General features: G+C 69.8%; 11 protein-coding genes and 2 pseudogenes. 3 read left to right on the top strand and 10 right to left on the bottom strand.

Annotated features, from left to right (window positions below):
• The first annotated feature begins 23 nt into the window (after positions 1 to 23).
• Complete coding sequence (locus AB0D10_RS28775; RefSeq protein ID WP_360261863.1) at positions 24 to 959, top strand: AraC family transcriptional regulator; 936 nt, start codon at positions 24 to 26, stop codon at positions 957 to 959.
• Positions 960 to 1132: 173 nt separating this feature from the next.
• On the opposite strand, the pseudogene AB0D10_RS28770 reads toward AB0D10_RS28775, so the two are convergent.
• From AB0D10_RS28770 to AB0D10_RS28735, 8 genes and pseudogenes are all read right to left on the bottom strand, one after another.
• Positions 1133 to 1306, bottom strand: a pseudogene (locus AB0D10_RS28770) (hypothetical protein); the annotation flags it as partial.
• A 280-nt stretch (positions 1307 to 1586) separates the two neighbouring features.
• Positions 1587 to 3005 (bottom strand): hypothetical protein, encoded by a 1419-nt coding sequence (locus tag AB0D10_RS28765; RefSeq protein WP_360261862.1) that lies wholly within the window; start codon positions 3003 to 3005, stop codon positions 1587 to 1589.
• Between the two features lie 125 nt (positions 3006 to 3130).
• On the bottom strand, positions 3131 to 4069 hold the full coding sequence (locus AB0D10_RS28760) for a hypothetical protein (RefSeq protein WP_360261861.1): 939 nt from the start codon (positions 4067 to 4069) through the stop codon (positions 3131 to 3133).
• 98 nt (positions 4070 to 4167) lie between these two features.
• Complete coding sequence (locus tag AB0D10_RS28755; RefSeq protein WP_360261860.1) at positions 4168 to 4677, bottom strand: hypothetical protein; 510 nt, start codon at positions 4675 to 4677, stop codon at positions 4168 to 4170.
• A 68-nt stretch (positions 4678 to 4745) separates the two neighbouring features.
• Positions 4746 to 9218, bottom strand: coding sequence for a discoidin domain-containing protein (locus tag AB0D10_RS28750; protein WP_360261859.1), 4473 nt, complete (start codon positions 9216 to 9218; stop codon positions 4746 to 4748).
• A gap of 9 nt (positions 9219 to 9227) precedes the next feature.
• Positions 9228 to 11405, bottom strand: coding sequence for a hypothetical protein (locus tag AB0D10_RS28745; RefSeq protein WP_360261858.1), 2178 nt, complete (start codon positions 11403 to 11405; stop codon positions 9228 to 9230).
• A 6-nt stretch (positions 11406 to 11411) separates the two neighbouring features.
• Positions 11412 to 16301, bottom strand: a complete 4890-nt coding sequence (locus AB0D10_RS28740; protein WP_360261857.1) for a DUF6603 domain-containing protein — start codon at positions 16299 to 16301, stop codon at positions 11412 to 11414.
• Positions 16302 to 16896: 595 nt separating this feature from the next.
• Positions 16897 to 17538 carry an integrase gene (locus AB0D10_RS28735; RefSeq protein ID WP_360261856.1) on the bottom strand — a complete coding sequence of 214 codons (642 nt, stop codon included), beginning with the start codon at positions 17536 to 17538 and terminating at the stop codon, positions 16897 to 16899.
• Between the two features lie 595 nt (positions 17539 to 18133).
• Between AB0D10_RS28735 and AB0D10_RS28730 the strand changes: the two genes are divergently transcribed.
• Positions 18134 to 18991, top strand: coding sequence for a ribosome-inactivating family protein (locus tag AB0D10_RS28730; RefSeq protein ID WP_360261855.1), 858 nt, complete (start codon positions 18134 to 18136; stop codon positions 18989 to 18991).
• 180 nt (positions 18992 to 19171) lie between these two features.
• A pseudogene (locus AB0D10_RS28725) lies at positions 19172 to 19636 on the top strand (transposase); the annotation flags it as partial.
• Positions 19637 to 20135: 499 nt separating this feature from the next.
• Here the strand turns inward: AB0D10_RS28725 and AB0D10_RS28720 are convergent.
• Together AB0D10_RS28720 and AB0D10_RS28715 are read right to left on the bottom strand one after the other, a co-directional pair.
• A complete protein-coding gene (locus AB0D10_RS28720; RefSeq protein ID WP_360261854.1) occupies positions 20136 to 20426 on the bottom strand; it encodes a hypothetical protein in 291 nt (96 codons plus the stop codon).
• 51 nt (positions 20427 to 20477) lie between these two features.
• The coding region (locus AB0D10_RS28715) for a hypothetical protein (RefSeq protein WP_360261853.1) at positions 20478 to 20781 on the bottom strand (304 nt) is incomplete at its 5' end.

Here is a 20781-nt window from a genome sequence, read left to right as displayed (position 1 = left end):
AGTCTCATACGTACGCTCGCCCCATGGATGTGCTCAGCGACGTGATCACGGTGGCGCGGACCGGCCGACCCCGGTCGGCTTACGTGCGATGGCATGCCCCGTGGGGACAGCAGTTCGCCACCGTACCGGGGTCGGCAGGCTTCCAGGTGATCCTGGAGGGCCACTGCTGGCTCCTACCCCCACACGCCGCGCCGGTCCGACTGGGTGCGGGTGACGTGCTGTTCCTGGCGCACGGCAGCGGGCACACCCTGGCCGACACCCCGGCAACCGCGATCACAACCCCTGCCTGTACCCCCGACGACCCCGACCTGCCCGGGCCTTACGCGTCGGACAGCGTCGACCGGCTCGGCCAGGGCGGCCCGGCCACCGTAGTGCTCTGCGGCGCCTACCAGCTCGACCCGTCCCGAACCCACCCCCTGCTGCTGACCCTGCCCGACCTGATCCACCTGCCGGCCGATCCGGGCCGCCACCCCGAGCTGCACGCGGCGGTGCAACTCCTGGCCGCCGAGGTGGGCAATCCGCGCCTGGGCACCAGCACAACCGTCCCCGCGCTCCTGGACACGCTCCTGATGTACATCCTGCGCATCTGGCTCGCCGAACAGCCCACCCGCGGCAGCACCACCGGCTGGGCCGCAGCACTCAGCGATCCGGCGATCACCGCCGCCCTCCACGCCATCCACCGAGACCCGGCAGCACCCTGGACCGTGGCAGAACTCGCCACGGAAGCCCGCCTCTCCCGGGCGACGTTCGCCAGGCGCTTCACCTCAATGATCGGTCAACCGCCCCTCGGCTACCTGACCTGGTGGCGACTGACCACGGCAGCCCGCCTCCTACGGGCGACGGAAGCACCCTTGAGATCCATCGCCGCCCAAGTCGGATACACCTCCGAGTTCGCCTTCGCCAACGCGTTCAAACGCACGCACGGGCTGGCCCCCGGCGCATACCGGCGCAGAAGCTGAATCGGCTGCAAGTGACGCCGTCGGAGAAGTGCAGGGCGGGGATGGTGGCGGCGGTCGTGGCGTCGCTGCGGCCGAAGGTGGTGCGGGTTGGCCTTGTCGATGACGGGTTCCAGGACGCGCCGGTCCTCGGTCTGGGTGTCGAGGGTGAACTGGGTCCAGCCGGCTGCGGCCGGGCTGAGACCGCCGATGCGGGCGGTGACGGCGCGGATCCGGGCTCGCTGGAGGCCGAGGGCGGCGAACAGGGCGTACAGGTTCTCCTGCAACACCGGGGTGTGCCGGGTGGGTTCGCGCAGGGTGCGCCGGCGGGTGGTGTGGCTGCGGTCGGCGTAGGTGACCTGCAGCTCGATCTGCCGGGCCTACGAAAGCCGACCTTGGCGTCGGTCCGGCTGATGTCGCCTACTACGTGGGCCAGGGCCTTCGACCCACAGCATGCGCAGGCCCGGCCGCGCGGTTCGGCCGGGCCTGAAGGAGAATGGAGTGCGTGGTGCGTGGTGCGTGGTGCGTGGTGCGTGCAGTTGGCGGTGGCCGGGGGCGTGACGGTGCGTGAGGGCATCGAGCGGGAGGCCGATGCGGTGGGCGACGGCGACGCGGGTCCCCGCCTGACCGGCGGCCCGGTCGACTCCGAAATCAGACTTCTGGCTTGGCGCTGGCCTGGTCTGCCCTCGGGGGCTCAGCCAGCTGCTGCTCACTCCCGGGTGTCTCGGCGAGCGAGCTCGCCGAAGACAGGTGGAGAGCCGTCCAACGCGCGGTGTTGTAGAGCGTCCTTGCGGCCATGACGGTCTCGTGGTCCCGCCCGTAGTCGTAATCCTCGCTGAGATACCTGTTCGTGATGCTCTTGAAGCGGAGGGTGTCACCCGCCCGAAGCACCCGGTTCCCGCCGGCGGTGACGTTGCCGGTAGCGGTGACGTTGCCGGTGGTGCTGATGGCCCCCGCGGTCTGGTTGATGCTGTTCAGCAGCTCGATCGCGCTGTTCACCGTGGACTTGATCTTGTTCAGGGCGACGGTGCCGCTCACATCTACCGAGCCCTTGACGGTGAGGTGGGCGGGGGTGCCAGTGGGGAGGACGACCTCTTGAATCCAGACGGGGGAGTTGAACACCACCTGCTTGCGGCTGCCCGTGGGGCTGGGGATCTCGATCGTGTCCACCACGAGCTTTTTCATGGTGGGAATGGTGACCCCCTCCTCGGCAGTGATCACGCCGCCTACCTTGAGGGTGTTCTTGCCGGCGATGACGACCTCTCCTTCGAATGTGGTGGCCCGGGCCCAGGTCTTCTTGCTGTCCTTGTTGTCGGCCCAGAAGGTGTCGGTGACGCTGATCTTGTCCGTCGCGGTGAGGGTCTTCGCCTTGATGTCGGGGTTCTTCACCGTGACGGTGGTGGAGAGGTAGTGGTGGATGACGGTCACGCCGTCCTCGGCTTTCGTGCGGGCGTCGAGGACGAAGGTGGTGGTGTCGGTGAGGGCGTGGGAGGGGTGGCTCCGGCCGGTGACCTTGATCGGGGCGTTGTCGTCCCAGGAGAGCCAGTACTCGGTGCCGGCCTCGCTGCCCTCCCAACGCAGCACCACCGATGTGCCGTTGTTGACCTGGGGCTTCTCGCAGGAGAAGCTGCGGAAGAAGAAGTCGGCGATGGTTTCGAGATGCTTCTCGACCGGGTCGGTGCTCACGGGGCGGGTCTCCCAGTCGTTGGTGAGGGTGGTCAGGGCGGTGATGGTGAGAGCGGCGTGCCCCGGGGCGCGGGTGACGGGGATGGCGGAGAGGTCGAGGGTGAAGCGCCGTGTCCGGTCGAAGACGACCGTCGGCGGGGTGCCCGGGGCCTCGGGGGTGCAGGTGAAGGTGATCGCGTGTTCGCCGATCTGCTTGCTGACGTGCCAGGTGCCCTGGCCGCTGTAGTTGTGCTCGATGGGGGTGGCGCTGCTGGCGAGGTCGGTGGCGCCCGTGCCGACGGGGACGGTGACGGTGATCGCCTGGCATTTGATGTCAGGGCTGTCGTCGGGTTTGGCGAAGGTGAGTTCGAGGACGCCGTTCTTGGTCTTGCTGGCCGTGGACACCGGGAGCGGATTGGGAGAGGGGGCGCAGTGGACCTCGAGTCGGGCGTCGGCTGGAGTGGCGGTCTGGGTCATGGGGCCCTCAGGGTCAGCGGGCGGGCGGTCAGGGAGCGGAATCGGGTGCGGCGCTACGTGATGGTGACGTCTCCGTTGAAGGTCGTCGCGCGGGCCCAGGTTTTGCTCGCGTTGGTCCGGTCCGCAACGAACGTGTCGTGGACGTCGACCTTGTCGGCGGCGGCGAGGGTCTTGGCGAGCAGGTCGGGGTCCTTGACCGTGACGGTGGTGGAGAGATAGTGATGCACCGTCTGGCCGGCCGCGTTCTTGGTCTGGGCGTTCAGCACGAACGTCGTGGTGCGGGTGAGTTCGTGGGTGGTGACCGTGAGCGGTGGACGTGCGGGAAGGCCGGTGAGCCGCTTCGCGGGTGCGTCGTCCCAGAACAGGTAGTACTCCGTGTTCTGGGGTGTGCCGTCCCACTGCAGGACGGTGCTTCGGCCGTGCGCGACCCGGGGATCGACGCAGGAGAAGGTCTGGAAGCGGAACTCGTTGCCCGCCTTCTCGACGGCGGACGGGCCGAGAGTTCGTTCCGACCAGTCCGTGCCGGCGGTGGTGGTCTCGCTGACCGTCAGGGGAGCCGCCCCGGCCGTGCGGTTGATCGGGATGCTGGAGAGGATGAGGGTGAACTCGCGGCTCGCGTCGAAGGTGGTCTCGCCCGAGGGCGGGGTGCAGATGAAGGTGATGGCAGTGACCTCGGCGGGGGACGCCGGTTCGGCCGGGGTGGTCTGTCGTTCGACGTTCCACTCCAGGCCGGTGCTGTCACGCGGATAGTCGTCGATGTCGTCCGCCTCGGCGCCGCCGGTGTTGCCGACCAGGTCCGCGGCGTTCGAGCCGACCGGGAGCGTGACGACGATCTTCCGGCACCTCACGTTCGCGCTCGTGGCGGGCCTGCGGAAGGTGAGGAATAGCGTCCCCTTCTTGGTCTCGGCCGGCGTGGAGATGGTGAACAGGGCGGGCGTGGTCTCGTAGACGAGGTCGAGCAGGGCCACGGACGCGGCGGCGAGCTGGTACACGGGTGGGGCCTCCGGTGGGACAAGCGGATCCGGGCATCCCGACGTGTCGTCAGGTCGCCCGGTCGGTAAGCGTGCTCAGGTCGCGTGTCAGTCAGTGGTCAGGTCGCGTCGGTGGGAGCCTGCTGGACTGCGACGGCCAGCTCCGTGCTCCGGCGGGCGTGCGCCTGCGCGTGACCGGCGGTGTCGTCGGTGATCCGCAGACTGACCGTGCCGGGCGGCCCCGTCAGCGCGATCCGCTCCAGGATCAGGGTGAGCGTGGTGGTTTCGTCGAAGACCGCCTCTCGTCGCGGGTTCTCCGGGGTGCAGGTGAACACGGTCCGGTCGGGGTGCGCGGCGGTGTTCTTGTGGATGTGCCAGCTGTGGCCGTGCGGAGCGCTGTAGGCGGTGTCGATGCGTTCGGGCCGGTCGGTCAGTGCCTGCGCATGTTGGCCGGTGGGCACCTCGACGGTGATGCTGCGGCAGCCGGCGTCTCCCTTGCCGGCCGAGTTGCGGGAGACCGTGATCTCCAGTCGGCCCTGGCGGGGGTGCCCGGGGGCGGCCCGGGTGAGCACGGCGGGGGCGGTGGTCAGGGCATAGCTGAGGAGTGCGGTTTCGGTCTGCTCGGTCATCCGGCGGCGGTGTCCCTTCCAGGGGTGAGGTCCTGGTGACGAGTGGTCGATGAGTGGTCGATGAGTGGTCAGGGCTGCGGGGCGGGCTCGGGCGCCGGGTCATCCTGCGGCGTGGCGGGGTGGAGCTGGAGGTAGCCGGCCCGGGCGGTGGGCAGCGCGTCGTCGGGGTGAGTGAGGTGGTCGGCGGGGATCAGCCCGCGTTCGTCCCAGTCCGGCACGTCGGCGGCGGTGGCCTGCGGCTGGGCCCAGGACCAGGTGCCGTAGCGGGCCGAGAGCGGCGGGAAGACCACGGGGTCGTCTTGGGGGGTGACCTGGAAGCTGCGGATCACCGTCGTGTATGTGGCGGCGCGCAGCACCAGCTGCAGGTAGCGGGCCGTCAGCGGCGGCCCGGCGGGGTCGCCGTGCCAGTGCAGTTCCGCCTGGGACGCGGTGGCCTCGGCGAGGTCGAGCCACTCCTCGCCGTCCTCGGAGGCCCGCAACGTCTTGGCGGGTGCGATGCGTCCTCCGCCGGCCTCGCCGAAGTAGAGGTCGATGCCGGTGACCGGTTGCACCTCGCCCAGGTCGACGGTGACGGTGTCCCCGGCTCGGGGTGCCGCGCCGGTCTGGTACCAGGTGTCGAGCCGACCATCCAGAATGCGCTCGACGGGTCCGGCCTGCGGGGTGTTGGTCCCGTGGCCGGGGATGCTGCTGGTGGCGGTGCGCGGGCTGCGGGTGGTGGCGAGCAGCGGGTTGAGGCGGAAGGAGGCGCGGATGGCGGCCAGCGCCTGATGCACCTGCTCGGCGTCCAGGCGCAGCTCCTGGACGGGCAGGATGTCCGTGGTGGCGTGCACCGGAAGGTGGGGGTGGACGAGCAGAGCGACGCGGCGTGTGACGGCACGATCGGCGGTTCGGGCCGGGAGGTCCAGCTCCGCGGCGTCCACGGGCTTGACGTAGCCGCTGCTCCCGGCGGGGTGCAGGGCGCTGAGCCGGCCGTAGTCGACCTCCCGGTCGCGGTCGGCGCTGTAGTAGCCGATCAGTCCGTCGTCCAGGTCATAGGGGTCGCCGAGGCGGATCGCCCAGCTGTCCTCGGGGTAGGTCGCGGCGGGCGGTTCGAGGATCGTGGCCCAGGACGGGTCGGTGAGCAGCGGCCCCTGGAGGTCCAGGGTGAGGTCGGCGCGGACCAGGGCGACAGGTCGCCCGATCAGGCGGGCCGGCAGCCGGTCGTCCCCGGCGGCGGGGTCGACGATGGTCCGCATGCTCGTGTCGATGGTCTTGAGCAGGTCCTTGAACGCGGCCTCGGAGTCGGGGCGGGCATCCAGCGCGGCCACGAACCGGTGCAGCTCGGGGTGGTCGTCGGCGAACCGCAGGTCGCTCAGGCCGCTGTAGGGGGAGTGCGGGAGCGGGGTGTACCTGGTCTCGCGGGTGGTCTCGACGGTGGTGACGACGCGCAGTTCGCCCAGGGCCTGCCCGGCGGGTCCGTAGACGCCCAGGGTCTGGTCCAGGTAGTTGGCCAGCAGCCAGCCCGCGAGCGGGGTGCCCTGGCCCGCGGGGGCGGGCGCGGCCGGGACGGGGGCGAACGTGAGGCGGCTCTCCTGCAGCAGGCGGGGTGGGAGCTGGATGAACCGTTCGGGGTTGATCAGCTCCACCTCGGTGTAGAGGGGCTCACTCGGCGTCACCGAGGCGGCGCGGACCGGGTACTGGTCGTACCAGTTGCCGCCGTCGCCGGAGGTGACCAGGTCGACGGCCCGGCCGAAGCGGTCGACGATGCGCAGGTCGGTGAAGAAGAACTGCCCGGCGCGCACGGGCTGGAAGCGCCGCTGCTGCGGTCCGCCGGCGCCGTCGGGGACGTGGTTCTGCTCGCCGGTCAGCTCGGCGAGATCGCCTTCGGAGGGGACCTGCGCGCCGCCGTCGAGTTGCAGGAGCCAGTCGTTGAACCCGTCCAGGCTCTGCGAGAGGACGTCGAGTCCGGCCAGCTCATCGCTCAGCGCGGCCAGCGCGCGGCGGTCGGCGCCGGGGTAGCCGGCCAGGTAGCGGGCCAGCTGGGCGCGCAGCACGTAGACGGTGGTCGGGGCGAGGTAGGCCCGGCCGCGGAACAGCCGGTTGAGTACGTCGCCCTCACTCTCGAAGTCGGCCACCAGGGTACCGTCGCCGTTCCACCCGTAGCCGTAGGAGTCGAGACCGCTGCCGGGGTCGGGGGCCTGGAAGGTCCAGTGGTAGCCCTGCTCGGTGCGGTAGGGGGTGGGGAAGAAGCTCAGCTTCCACATCAGGAACATCGGCAGCCAGGGCTGCAGCCACGGGGCGGTGTACTCGGCGAGCGGTCCCTCGGCGTGCGTGGCGGGGCTCTCCGCGAGGGCGTGCAGGGCGGTCCGGTCGCCGTCGCGAGTGCGTGCGGCCCGGTCCAGCAGGGCGAACTCCTTGAGCAGGGCGGCGCAGCCGGCGGGCAGCTCGGGGATGCCCGGGTCGGCGGGATCGCCGGGCGGGGGCGTCATGACACGGTCGAGCAGCACCCCGCGCAGCAGGGCCGAGGGTAGCCGGCAGGGCAGCGGGTTGTCGGCGTCACGGGTCAGCGGCACGGTACCGCCACCGGTTCCCTCGACCAGCAGGACCGGGTCGGCGGGCTTGTAGAAGCTGCCTTGGGGCAGGCGCCTGAGCTGGAGGTGCGCAGGCAGGCCCTGGTCCGTGGCCCAGTCGTCGATGACCTCCTGCGGGTCCTGCCCGTCGGCGGCGGTGGGCGGCAGGCCGGGCAACAGCGCGGCGATCGTGTCGCGGTGGGCCTTGACGGCCTTGACCAAGTCACCTGTTTCGGGGTGGAGTTGCCGTTCGCACTGCGCCTCGAAGTCGGCGGGTAGGTCGGCGGGACGCTCGTCCTCGGGCAGATGGCTCAGCTGGTTCTGCAGCCAGTACAGCGCCCACACCCGCCACTGACTCGCGGTCAGGTCGTTCAGCGCGGCGTCGTAGCGGACCTGGTCGGCGTTGAGCCGGGTCAGCCAGCCGGCGGTCAGGTCGCCACCGCGGCGGGCCGGCGGGGCGTCCGGGCCCGGTGACTCGCGCGGGACGATCTGCCAGTCGGCGCCGCCGTCACTGCCGGCGAACCAGCTGCTGTGGGTGACCTCCGCCAGGTCGCGCTCGCCGTCGGCGCCGTCGAAGGTGTCCAGCGTGCCGTGGAAGAGCGCGCTGACCAGCGAGGCGTGGCGCGAGTCCGGCAGCTGCCGGTCGATCAGCGCCTCGGCGGCCTCGCCGGTGCTGTGGCCGAGCGCGACCTTGAGGAGTTCGCCGTTCTCGGGATAGTCCGGGTGCTCGGGGGCGTCGCCGAAGCGCTCCCAGCCGAGTCCCAGCGCGGTGCCGCTGTACAGGGTGCGGCTGAGGTCCTTGGGGGCGGCGGTGATCCGGGCGCTGCGCACGGCGACCGGCTCGGTACCAGGCTCCGTGATCCACAGTTGCAGGTAGCGGGCCTCGCAGGGCTCCGGCGGGCGGTAGTCGATGACCGGCGTGCCGGCCTCGTAGTCCCGGTGGAACCGGTCCGGCCAGTTCTGGTTGTCCACCGAGGTCTGCACGCGCACCTTCGGGAGCAGGTGCTCGTCGTCCGGGTCGCCCAGCAGGACCCGGAAGGTGCCGATCTGCTGGACGCTGCCGAGGTCGATGACGATCCGGCTCCCCTCGGCGGGGGCGTTCGCGCTGAGGTAGTAGCTCTCCTCATCGGGGTCGAGGATGCGCTCGACGCCGTGCCCGGCGGCGGCGCCCAGGCCGCCGAGCTCGGTGGCGCTGCGGCCGGCCGTCGTCCACCCGAGCGCGGCGAGCAGCTCGGCCGGAGAGCCGTCGCCGTCCGGCGGCAACAGGCCTGGAATGGCGGGCGCCTGGCGGAGGATGTCCTGGCCGGGGTCGCTGTACCAGCCGCAGACCAGGTAGCTCAGTGTGGCGTTGGGCGGATAGCTGTCACCGGGCCCTTTGAGGTCCATCAGGTCGTCGTGCATCGAGAAGACGTTCTCGTGGTACGGCTCGAATGCGGCGAACGTGGGCAGGCCGGCGCCGACCGCGGTGAGGAACAGCTCGCGGGCCTCGGGCTCCTGCCACGGTCCGTCGGCGAGCGAGTGGATGCGGCCGAGCCAGTCGACCTCCGGGTGCTCCGCACGCGGGTTGACGAAGCTGTTGATCACCGAGCGTCCGTCCCAGGCATCGGGGTCGTCGCTGTGCAGGTGGTCACTGTGGACGACCCAGCCGACCGGAGCGGCCGTCCCACCGGACAGCTGCGCGTACCGCACAACCAGCCAACGGTTTGGCACCAGCGGGTAGTTGGTCTGTCCGCTCGGGTCCACGACACCGTCGGTCAGCGCCTCGGGGAGTTGCCACTGGACGTGGACGCCCTCGAACGACTCGTGCGCGCCGGTGTTGCCGCCGCTGAACGGCTCCGGTTCGGCGGCGCCGCGGCCCTTCATGTTCGGGTTGCTGCCCAGCATGTAGTGGAAGCTGGGCTGGTAGCGGTAGAAGGGGTGCGCCGTGCGCACCTTGTTGTTGACCAGCAGGGCGTGGACCTCGACGGGCACGATCAGTTCGGTGTCGCTCACGTCCGGCTCCTAGGCGTTGTTCGCGGGGAGCAGGAGCTGCTCCAGGGGCGCGTTGACCAGTTCGAGGGCGAACTGGGCGGGGGTGGGGTCGGCCGTCAGGCGCAGGGCCGTCTTGAGCGCGGGGAGCAGGCCGCGCAGGTCCAGCACGTCCGGCTGGGCACTGCCCCGGGCCGGGCGCAGGTGGGTGTCGAAGAGGTCGGGGCCGGCGGCGGGGAACTGCTCGCCGGTGCGCTCGCCGATCTGGTCGCCGTCGAGGTGGCGCAGGTTGATCCGCTTCGCGGCACTGATGCCGAAGTGGATGCCCTGGCTGGGTTCGCGGATGGCGATCCGGTCGGGGAGGTCGTCCCAGAGCACGAGCAGGACGTCGGGGGCGAGGTGGTCGCGGCGCAGTTCGTTGACCGGGGCGTGGTCGGTGCCGCGGCTGGCGAGGATGTCGAAGACGGGCCAGGCGCGCACGAGCTCGGAGTTCATGAGCAGGCCGGCGACCGGCTCGGTGGTGCCGAGCGAGCGGGTCAGGCGGGCGCGTAGCACCTCGTCCAGGTCGCGGTCGACGGAGGTGTGCGCGCCGACGTCACTCGCGCCGGCGACCAGCGCCCGGATCCAGCCAGGGTCGAGGCGGAACAGGCGCAGGCTCTCGGGCGGCAGCATCCGCGGGTCGGGGACCAGGTGGTTGAAGGGCACCCCGCGCAGCAGGCCCAGGCGCTCCATCCAGGCTGACGCGGTGGGGGTGCTGGCCTCGGCCACGGCGCTGAGCGACTGGCGGGTGCGCGCGTCGGCGAGCAGCGCGGGCGCCTCGCGGCGGGCCGGGGGAGCGAGGCGGGAGCGGCGGGTCTCGGCGGCGAGGGGGGCTTTGAGCGCGCCGACCAGGTCGCGGCCGAACCGGGCGCCGGCCAGCTCGCGCAGCGCGGTGCCGGCGGGCAGCGCGTCGGGGTCGTGCAGGGCACGCTCGCGATCCATGCTAAGTGCGCTCAGGGTGGCCGAACGGTTGGCCAACTCCCTTCGTGCCTCGATGACTTCGGCGCTGTACTCGGGGTCGGCCAGGGCGATGGTGCGGCCCAGCGTCCAGGCGGCGGCGTAGCTGACGTCGAACAGGCCGTGCTCGGGGTCGTAGATCAGGGCGTGATCGGCGGTGGTGTACGGTCCGTCGGCCTCGGTGCGGGGCACGTCGGGGGCGGTCAGCGGGGTGAACGGGCCGCGGTACCAGGCGTAGGTGTGCTCCCCGGACAGTGTGCGGTAGGGCACGGCGGTGTAGCCGTGGTGCAGCCGCTCGCGGGCGTGCTCCTCCTCCGGTGAGGCGGCCCGGCCGGCGGTGTCGGGGGTCAGGCGCAGGGCCAGGTTCTCCCGGTGGTCGGCGCCGGGGGCGACCAGGTCGGCCAGCAGCTCGCCCGGGTTGAGGCTGCCGTCGGGGTCGTTGGTGAAGGACCAGGACCACAGGGTGCACAGTCGCACGACGGCATCGGCGGGCAGGGCGCCCGGGGCCAGGCGGCCGATCCAGCCCTCCAGTGAGACCAGGTGCACCGCGTAGCGGCCCTCGGCCCGGGGGAAGCGGTTGGCGGCGAGTACCGCGTACTCGCCTTCCCGCAGGATCTCGCCGTTGTCCCGGCGTTGCGGAGCGGTCTTGACGTCGCGCACGTGGGCCAGTTGGAGCAGCTCGTCCTCGCGCGGCACGATGGCGGTGAACACGTCGGTGGGCACGTCGATGGTGCGGCACTGGACGCTCTCGTCGAGTTCACCGCTCAGCTCCGGGCCGAGCAGGCCCGATCCCGGACGGCGCAGCTCTCCCACCGTGCGCTGGGTGAACGCGCCCTCGGCGGTGGGGTCGTCGAGGACCTCACCCTCGGCGAAGACCAGCAGCGCCAGCCAGGGCGCCCGCGGGGCTCGGCCCTGGAGCTCGCGTTCCCAGGGCAGGATCGCCCGGGTCAGGGTGATGTGCGGCAGCACGTACGTGTACAGGCCGGCCGCGTCGGCGGGCGGGTAGCTGGCGTGCACGAAGGTGGGGTCCAGGGTGAACTGGGCCACCCGGATCTCGTAGCGGTCCGCGACCTGGGGCAGTTGGGCGCCGGCGGTGTCGACCGGGCTGCCGTTCAGGGTGAGCCGGTGGTTCATCGTGACGGTGTAGACGCCGGCCGTGGCCTTGGGCTGCAGGTGGTCGTAGAACGTGACGTTCAGCTCAGGGGTGGTGGTCATGGCGGGTCACCTCGTGCCGGTGGTGGTGAGCAGCGGGGGGTCGGTCAGCGTGTTGCCGGCCAGGTCGGCGTAGCGGGTCAGCGGGCCGTCGCTGCCCGGCGCCACGCCCAGCGCGGCCAGCGCCTGGTGCACCTTGGTGCGCTTCGTCGCGGTCTGGGTCAGGGTGTTGGTGATCACCCGGACGCTGTGCTCGTGCACTTCGGGGGAGCTGCCCGCCGCCGCGGTGTCATGCAGCGGCATGTTGCCGTCCGGCAGTACCGGTTCCACCTTCAGTGCCTCGGCCGGCACCGGGCCCACCGGCGACTGCGACCGCTCCGGCCCGGGCACCTCGATGGTCAGCCCGGTCAGGCAGTCCGGGACCAACCCCTCCTCGCCCAGGGCTTGCTGGGGGTTGGCCAGCGGCCGTCCCCACAGGGCCCGCGGCACGCCGTCGGTGGTGGGTGTCACCTTCCAGCCGGCCAGCCGCCAGTCGTACAGGCCGGTGGCGCCCTGCTTGCGGATCTCGACGACCTGTTCGCTGACCACCCCGGTCAGCCGCATGGGGCGGATGTCGATGCGGGCGGCATCGCTGCCGGCGATCGGCGCGTCGTTCAGGGTGATCTTCGAGGCGGGCACCGCCGACTCGACGGCCACCGTGAAGCCGTCCATCCGCACCAGCAGCGGCGCGGGCGCTTCGGCCGGCGCCGCGGCGCGCGCATCGCTCGAGTCCTCGGTCGCGTCCGGCAGCTCGATGCCCCGCTTCAACGTGGTGCGCGAGGGGGCGGGCAACTGGACGTGGAAGTCCTCCCACGGCACCGGGGGCGCGCCCTTGCGGTCCGCGCCGAAGCCGAAGGAGAAGGAGATGAACCAGACCTTGACCTTCGCCCGCCCGCCGATCGGCGGCAGCCACAGCTGGAGGCTGACCCCGACCTCAAGAGACACCCGGATCCGGATGAAGAGCACCTTGACGGTGGCGGAGACTCCGATACTGAGCCCGAGGGCCAGATCGGCGTAGAACGGCTTCCACTGCACGAGCGCATCGACGTGGGCGGTGAACCAGGCCCGCAGTTGGATGCCCTTGCCGGCCTCGAAGACCGCCGCCAGCGATCCGCCGATCATGAACGCGCCGTCGCTCAGCGCCGCATAGGCCTGCCCCTTGATGGTGATCGGGCCGCGCTCCCACAGCCAGCCGATCCGTGGCGGCTTGGGGTAGTACCTGGGCACCGGGAATTGGGGATGATAGCCGCCCGCCGAGAGCACGAAGCCTTTGCTGATGCCCTGCTCGGGCAGGTCCTTGCCCCACACGTACAGGGAGATCCCGCCGGTGAGCGTGGCGGCCGGGTCCAGCAGGAAGGAGCCCTTGGCGATGACGGTGTCCATCGAGAAGCGGCCCAGTGCGGAGTCGAACGCGAAGACGAAGTCGACGATCACCTGCCCGATCGGGCGCATCAGGGAGTTCGAGCCCTGCGGCAGTCCGGCCCGCGCGTCGCTCTCGTTCGGCATGGTGGGCGGCAGGGACAGCGTGGTGTTGCCGGCCAGGATGGCCTTCCAACCGGCTTGGCCGAACTCCACCAGGACCATCGCCCGGGCGTGGATGAACTTGTAGACGGTGAACTCCATGCCGCCGGCCAGCCAGTACTGGCCCTGGGCCGGCGTCACCCAACCGGGGGCGACGACCAGTTCGTTCAGCGCGTCCACGGGCGACTTCTTCTCCACCTCGCCGTCCGGCGCGGGGGGCTGGGCGCCCAGACGCCTGGTCAGCGGGAAGCTCTCCAGCTCGCTGGTGGTGGGGATGCGGACGGTGCTGTTAATGCCGATGCCGAGCACGACACCGGTGACCGTGACGGGGCCGATGCTGAACAGGCCGGTGATGCTCTTCCTGCCCGCCACGAGTTCGGCATAGCCGAAGACCGAGTCCCAGCCCGCCTCGTTTCGGGCCCAACTCCCAGCCAGTTGCAGGGCGATGAGGTCCTGGATCTCGATCCGGCCCAGAGCTGCGAAGGCCAGCGGGAACTCGGGGCCCAGATCGAGCCGGGCGAACGCCCCGGCGATCTCCACCCGAGGCGGCCCGGGGAACTCCAGGGCCAGGGCGGCGCCGCGCAGCACCGGCTGCACCTTCCAGTCCTTGTCCACGCCCAGGCCCAGGCCGAGCAGGTCCAGAGTGAGCGGGCCGACCGCCAGCGTGGCGTCCAGAGCGATGAAGAGCAGGCCGTGCGCGTAGCCCAGTCCCGCATGGCGGAACCGCACCGGGCCGATCGCGAACCCCTCCAGGCTCTTCTCCGCGCCCTGGTCGGAGTCGCCCGCAGCCCGTTCGCGGCCCAGCACCACACCGGAGCTTCGGGCGGGCAGTTCCCGGTCGGCCGGCCACACCAGGTCCAGCAGGCGGTCCACGCCCAGGGTGAGGGAGGCCCAGATCATCATCCCGGGGTCGAAGTCGGTCTTCGGCAGGACCGGCAGCACCCCGTGGTTCCCGAGCGCCGGGTCGATGTCGAGCTCGGCCAGGATCCCGATCAGTTGCGTGATCTCGGTGAGCGTCCAGCCCTCCACGGGCTTGCCGGTGGCGCCCGCCCAGGCGAAGTGGATGTCGCCGACGGTGATGTCGCGGTCCGGTGAGGTCGGCTCGACGATCACCGGCAAGTCCGAGGCCTTCGCCCGCACGGTGCCCCGGACGGCCAGCAGGAAGCGTCGCTTGGCGTCCTTGACCTGCCGGGTGGCCAGCATCCAGCCGAAGTAGTCCGTGGTGGTGGTCAGGACCACGAGGTACGTCTGGAAGTTGAAGTACAGGCCGGCTGATCGCAGCGTCGGCATCAACTGCTCGGGGATCACGGCCTCGGCGATTTCGGAGCCCAGCCCGATCATGAGATCGGTGACCGGGATCCCCTCCTCGCCCTCCTGCGCCTGCCAGCGCGCGACCAGTTCGACCGGCCAGGGCGGGCCGGCTGTGGGGACGGCGAAGGTCAGCTCGACGTTGCCGGGCAGAGACAGCGAAAGGCTCGGGAAGCGCGGGTGGACCGTGAAGTTCTTCAGGTCGATGTCGAAGCCGAGGCCGGGCAGGCCCACGGTGATCCCGGCGCCGAAGGTGATCCTGGCGTCCAGGAGCAGACGCAGGACCCAGTCGGAGCCGTTCCACCAGTCGGTCTCGTCCGGGCCCGGCCACGACAGGCCGATCCGCGACACGTCGAGCGGCCCCAGCGCGAGGTCGGGCAGCTCCAGCTCCAGCCAGGACAGGTCCGGGCGCGCCGGCCAGGACTGCGGCCACGGGATTCCCCAGGACGCGCCCGAACCACCGGGCAGCTTCCAGCCCATGTCCAGCGACCAGCCCGAGCCGCCCTGACCGCCCCCGGAGAAGTCCCAGTTCACGGTGGGCCACCAGACGCCCGGTCCGCCCGGGAACGAGCCGATCCCCGCGTTCAGCAGGTCCAACTGCGGTCGGGTGAGGCCGGATCCGAGCCCGGCCAGGCTGAGCCCGTTCGGAGCGAAACCGGACAGCCCCGTCAGCAGGGAACCGATGAAGGGCAGGTCCGTGAGCCAGGCCGTGAAGCCCGTGACGCCCAGCAAGGCGACCTTGCCCCAGTCAGGGCCGGACAGCGAGGGAAGGCCGGCCAGCACGAAGCGCAGCCGGATCGAGTCGCCGACCAGCCTGAAGTCGCCGACCAGCTCGAAGTCGCCCGCACTCAGGTCGAACCGCAGGCCCAGTGAGGGCAGTTGGGGATTGAACAGGTCGGGCAGCGAGGGCAGCGAGAAGCCGAACAGCGCGAGCAGGTCCACCAGCCGCTTGCCGTCCCCGCTGCCGTCCCACCAGCCGGTCAGCAGCCCGACCGCCGGCAGCCCCGGCAGGCCCGGCCACGCGGGCAGGTCCGGGCCCTCGGGCACCCGGAAGGTCAACTCCGCACCGCCCAGCGAGAGGGCGAGCTTCGGCAGGCGCGGAACGACCGAGAACGGACCCATGTCCGGTAGCGAGAAGTCGAAGCCGACATCGGGCAGCGACAGGTCGAGCCAACCCAGCTTCACCGACAACCTGAGGTACACCCCCAGCCCGCTGCCGACGGAGCCCGCGAGCGGCCAGCGCAGACCGAAGCCGGAGAGCGTGAACCGGCCCAGCGGGGGGAGTGCCGGGAAGTCCGGCACCCAGTCGATCTCAGGATCCGGCACCGCCAACCGCACCGCCCACACCTGCGGATCGCCCTGCGGCAACTGGTAGGCGGCGCCCACCCAGAGCCCCGCCACCAGGTCCCGCTCCGGCAGCAGCGGCCACCACGGCTCGTCATCGGCCGTCTCCGCCACCACCTCGGCCACTGCCGCGTTAACCAGCGCGCAGTGTTCCGTGGTGAGATTGCCGGGACCCACCACGATCAACTCGACGCCGTGCACCCCGACCTGCTCGACGTCGGGGATCTCCGGTCCGACGTACGGCAGTTGGGACAGCAACGCCTGGCTGCCCCGGACCCCGACCAGCCCCACCAGACCCGCGTCCCGCGCCGGCCGCGCGAACACCAGCCGCAGCCGCTCGGTCTGCGCCGTGATCGCCACCCGGCCCACCGTGAGGTCGTAGCGCGCCGTCAACGCCGCCACCTCGGCCAGGAACGCCGCCGGCGCCTCGGCCAGCTCCAGCCCCCAGGCCGCCGCGAGCTCGACCAGACCCATCGCCGCATCGAACTCGGCCCGCAGCCCGGCGACGAACTTCTCCGCCGCGTCGGCGAGAAACACCAGTCGAAGGGCCACCGGGTGACCGTCCAACGCGGCCTCACCGATCACCGTCAGCTGATCCTCGGCGACTTCCGTCACCCGCAGGACAAGCTCCTTGCCGGCAGCGAACAGCTGGTACAGCTCGGGCAGTTCGATCGCGTCCAGGGGCAGCACGAAGTCTTCGCCCGCGGTGGGGAAGGAGTCCAGCAGATCGGCGACAGACAGGGCCATGGGGACGGAGATCCTCTCGTGCGCACAACGGAGGGAGGTCCTGCGCAGGCACTCACGCCAGCGGGCCGGGGGCGGCGCGCCGGCACGCTGCCCGGTACGTCATGCGATCCCAGCACCTCGCCAAGCCCAGCACCAGAAAGCGCACATGACGTCACATCAGAACACGCCAAGTATGCGGAAGGCGCCACGGGCACGACTGCCCTGTGATACCGATCGCCTACGGAGTGTATCGTCCCGGGTGTCCATGGGGGGACATTTCACCCCATCACGCAAGGACGTGGGGCGGGTTGGACTCGATCGAGCCGGTCCGCCCCGGCGTAGCCACGAAAAGGCCGGTCGCAGCGACGTCATGTCGCTCAGGCTGGCCCCACTGGGTCGGTTGACCCTGGCGGGAGACCGGCGAGCTGTAGCTGACCAGGTGCGAATACTCCGCCTCGTTGATCGCTTCCCATGCTCAAGAAGATCATTTCCGGGAGAGCGGCCCCCGCTGCTGTCGGTGTCGGTCACTGCTGTGGCTATTGGGTCGACCCGAAGATCACTGGGCCTGCCGAATATCTCATCCGACCGGGTTGGGCGGCGCGTCGGTACTCGTGGATCACTCTGCCGAGCCGGTCGTGTCGGGGTATGTCCAGGCGGGTGATCTGTCTGGAATCGTGATCGGTTCGGGGATCGCGCGCAGCGGTGCCGCCTGGTTTATGGCCTGGTGGGGCTGGTGTGCGTTGTGATGCTGCTCGAATTCGCGCGGGGCGTGGCGCAGGTGGCGCGCGTTCCGGATCAAGGTCCGGTCGAGGAGTTCGTCGCGGCAGGGCCGCACTCGCCCCAAGGCTTCGGTCGGGAGGCGCCCCCCAGTTCCATGATGGAGTTCATCTGCGGTATACGGATGCCGGAGAGCTCGACTTGCATGTCGGTCTCGCCCAGGATCTGGTCGGAGAGAGCAGGGACTTCGCGTCCTGGTCGCGGTGATGTAGTTGACGGTTGCTCCGGCGCCTTCGAGCTCCATGGCCACGTTTCGGGTGGTCTGGCCGGCGCAGCGGGTGGTGGGATGCGCGGCGGCGCCCAGGATGCGGATGCGGCGGTTGGTGTGCTCGATGACTGCGAGGGTGTACTGGTTCTGGCTGGTCAGGGTGATGGTCTCGATGAAGTCGCACGCCAGGAGGGCGCCGGCCTGGGGTGTAGGTGGCAGCAGCCGCAGGGCGGCGAACGCGTTGGTGACAGTCGGGTATGCCGAGCGAAGCAAGACGAGCGATCATCCTGTCGCAGCCACCATTGTGTCCTTGAATTGTATGGATGACATTCTCGGCAGGCGCACGGCCGGAGATCAGCGATCAAGGCCATGACCTGGACGGATGAATTATCGGCACCCGCACGGCGCTGGCCTCATAATCCGCGCCGCCCTGGGAAGCAGCGAGTGGCAGCCATGACCTGCAGGCAACTGATCAGGCATCTGAGATATGTGCGATTTTTGGCCATTCGATCGGAACGGCATATGCGTCATTCTTCTCCTTGCTATGTTCTGTACTCGACATGTCTCATCGAGAGTCGATCGCCTGGCGTGATGGGGGCGGTATGCAGTGGCGTGAGCGCCGTGGGCGAGCCTGCGCTCAGGGAGGCATCCAGTGGGGCCGCGGCCCTGTAGGTGGCCCGTGCATGTGGGGGACGCCATGGGGCAGACGCTTCGCGTGTTCGGCCGAGCGGTATGAGTAGCCCAGTATGCAGGTGCGTTGCCACGGACGAATAGCTAGGGCTGGGGGGAGCTGGTCGATTCAGCTGACATCCCTCACAGCAGTGAATGTGACTTCATGTTCATTTCGCGAACGGGAATGGAGTGGTTCATGAATGCGACATCATGGGTGCGGAGCTTCGCGGCCGGGCTCACTGTGCTATCGGCGGTTGCGGGTGCTGGGGTGGCGGTCGCCGCACCGGCGCGGCCCGGGCCTGCCGCGTTGGCACAAAGGCCCCCCGTCCGTGCGGATCCCTCGCTGAACACGAGTACGGCGACTGCGGCGAACTACAGCAGCTTCGTGCAGGCCGTGCGGTTGCGTGCGACCAACGGTGAGGTCTTCTACCAGTCGATGTACAAGGTCCGGCCGCGTGCGACCAACGACCTGTTCCCGGTCGCCTTCACCACGGCTTCAGGGGCCCAGGTCTGGGAGATCGTGAGGTCGAGTGACCTCTACGGTGTGGGCTGGTACACCCCCCGCGATGACACCTACCACGCCCTCAAGGAGCACGACGGCAGCCACACCACCTACAAGCACACCGCCAACACCCGGCAGGTCCGCCTCGACTACGACGGGAGCTACACCACCCTGGAGCGGCGCGCGCAGACCTCCCTGGAGGCCGTGACGCTGGGCAGGACGGGTACCGACCGGGCCGCGGCCGAGCTCGCCACCAAGTCTGACAGCGGTAAGGAAGCCGCTGCGGCCCTGCTGGTTCTGGCCCAGGAGGTCAATGAAGCCGCCCGCTTCATCAAGATCGACGATCTGGTCAACAAGGGGTGGACCAGCAGTATCCCAACTGCTGATCGTGGCTTGATGGTCGATCTCGAAAAGGGCTGGGCCAGCTTCTCTGCTTGGGCCGTGAACAAGCTCAACAACCCTGCCACCCCGCCGCACCGGATCAACGCCCAGATCACCGTCAACGACCTGCAGACAGCCCAGACGTATCTGCGCGTCGTGAAGGTCCTCTGACCGAGCAGCTGTCACCTTCGCGGTTGGTGCGTTTCGGCGCGAACGCGCGCGTGGAAGGTTCTCGTCGTAGAGGCCGAGGCGGTGGGCGTCGAGGAGGATGGCCTTGAGCTTGTCGAAGGCGTTGGACTGGGTGGCGAGGCCGACGCCGTCGCGCTCCATGGCCTGGATGAAGGCCTCGACGACGCGGGAAAGAGGAGCCCGGGGCGCAAGCGCGGGATCGCCACCGACGTGCTCGGCCTGCTCATCGCGGTCCTGGTCACGGCCGCGAGCGTGCACGACAACGCCATCGGCATCACGCTGCTGGACAAGGTCGCCGCCGACAACCCGGGCGTGACCAAGGCCTGGGTGGACGCCGGGTTCAAGAACGCGGTGGCCGCACACGGCGCCGGGCTCGGCATCGACGTCGAGGTCGTCCAGCGCGATCCGGGGACCAAGGGGTTCGCGCCGGTGCCCAAGCGCTGGGTGGTCGAGCAGACCTGGGGCACGTTGATGCTGCACCGGCGCCTGGCACGCGACTACGAGACGCTGCCGGCCAGTGCGGAGTCGATGATCTATTGGTCGATGAGCGACAACATGACCCGCCGACTGACCGACACCACGACACCGACCTGGCGCGATCCACCACGCGAGAGCGGCGACGCATAGCAGGAGGCACACGATGGGGTCGCTGCTGGAACGGCTGGCCGAACGCGAGGCCGGTGCCCGCGAACGCGTCGAACTCCTGCGCGGCCAGATCGACGCGCTGGTCGCGCAGTTGGCCGAGGCCGAGAACGCCCTGACGCGCCTGGAGATCACCCGCGAGACCGTGCTCGCACTGGCCGCCGAGGACGAGGCGGAGCACGCCGCCGACCCGGTCCTGTCCCAACCGGCCTACCGACACATCCTGGCCGCCTTCGAGCACGCCGAGACCGGACTCCGTGCCAAGGACCTCTGCCCAGATCCAGTACCGTCCGCACCTGATCGACGGAGCACTCACCCAGGCCGGGCTGATCATGGATTACTGACCACGACCAGATCCGACAACACGCATTCAAATTCAGTGGTTGGGCCGGTGGAGCGTAGAGAACTCCCATCTTCCCGGCTCAGCAGGCACCTCTCTGCGTCTGGCCCTCCCGCAGCCCGTCATCGATCGATGGATCCAGGCTCAAATGGGGGTAGGGCAGATGTACGCGTAGTTGGAATTCAGAAGACCTCCTGCTATGTGGAGAAGCTTCGGGGTGCGGGGGCACGCGAAGTCGTCCTCGCCGTCCCCTTCGAGCAGTCGCGCGTCAATGGCGATGCCGTTGACTTTGCGTCCTTCCCTCTCCAGCAGATCCTTCAGGAAGGCCTCAGGGGAAGAACGAAACGCAGCCCGTTCATTCGCGTTCAGCTCAACGTTGAATACCTCTGTCTCTTCCACCCATCCCCCCTGCGTCTCCTGGTTGATTTTCGCCATCGCTCGTCCTCCAGATCACCGACGGGATCAGTTCGCAGCGTGAGTGACGTGTTAACTGCCGATTTGGAGCATTACGCCGTCCTTCTCGATCGGGGCGTTCGGCTTCAGGTTGAATGTGATCGACCGGAAGGGTGTGGACCTGCGGAGGCGAATGCTGCCGTTGGAATCAGAAGGCGTGGTTGCTGTGCGGTTCTTGGCCACGCCCTGGACTACGTTGTTCGTGACCGTGAAACCATTGTCGCCGCTGAGCTGAGTGACAGTCGTGTCCACCGGAAACGTCAGGATCGAGCCGATCGATCCCAAGTAGAAGACGGCATCAAGTACCTCGGCGCCGAAGTCGACTGTGAACTCGGGA

This window comes from Kitasatospora sp. NPDC048545, from assembly GCF_040651155.1.
In the GTDB taxonomy this organism is placed as follows: Bacteria; Actinomycetota; Actinomycetes; order Streptomycetales; family Streptomycetaceae; genus Kitasatospora.
The sequence above is the reverse complement of the archived record's forward strand: the minus strand, read 5'-3'. Positions and strand labels throughout refer to the sequence as shown.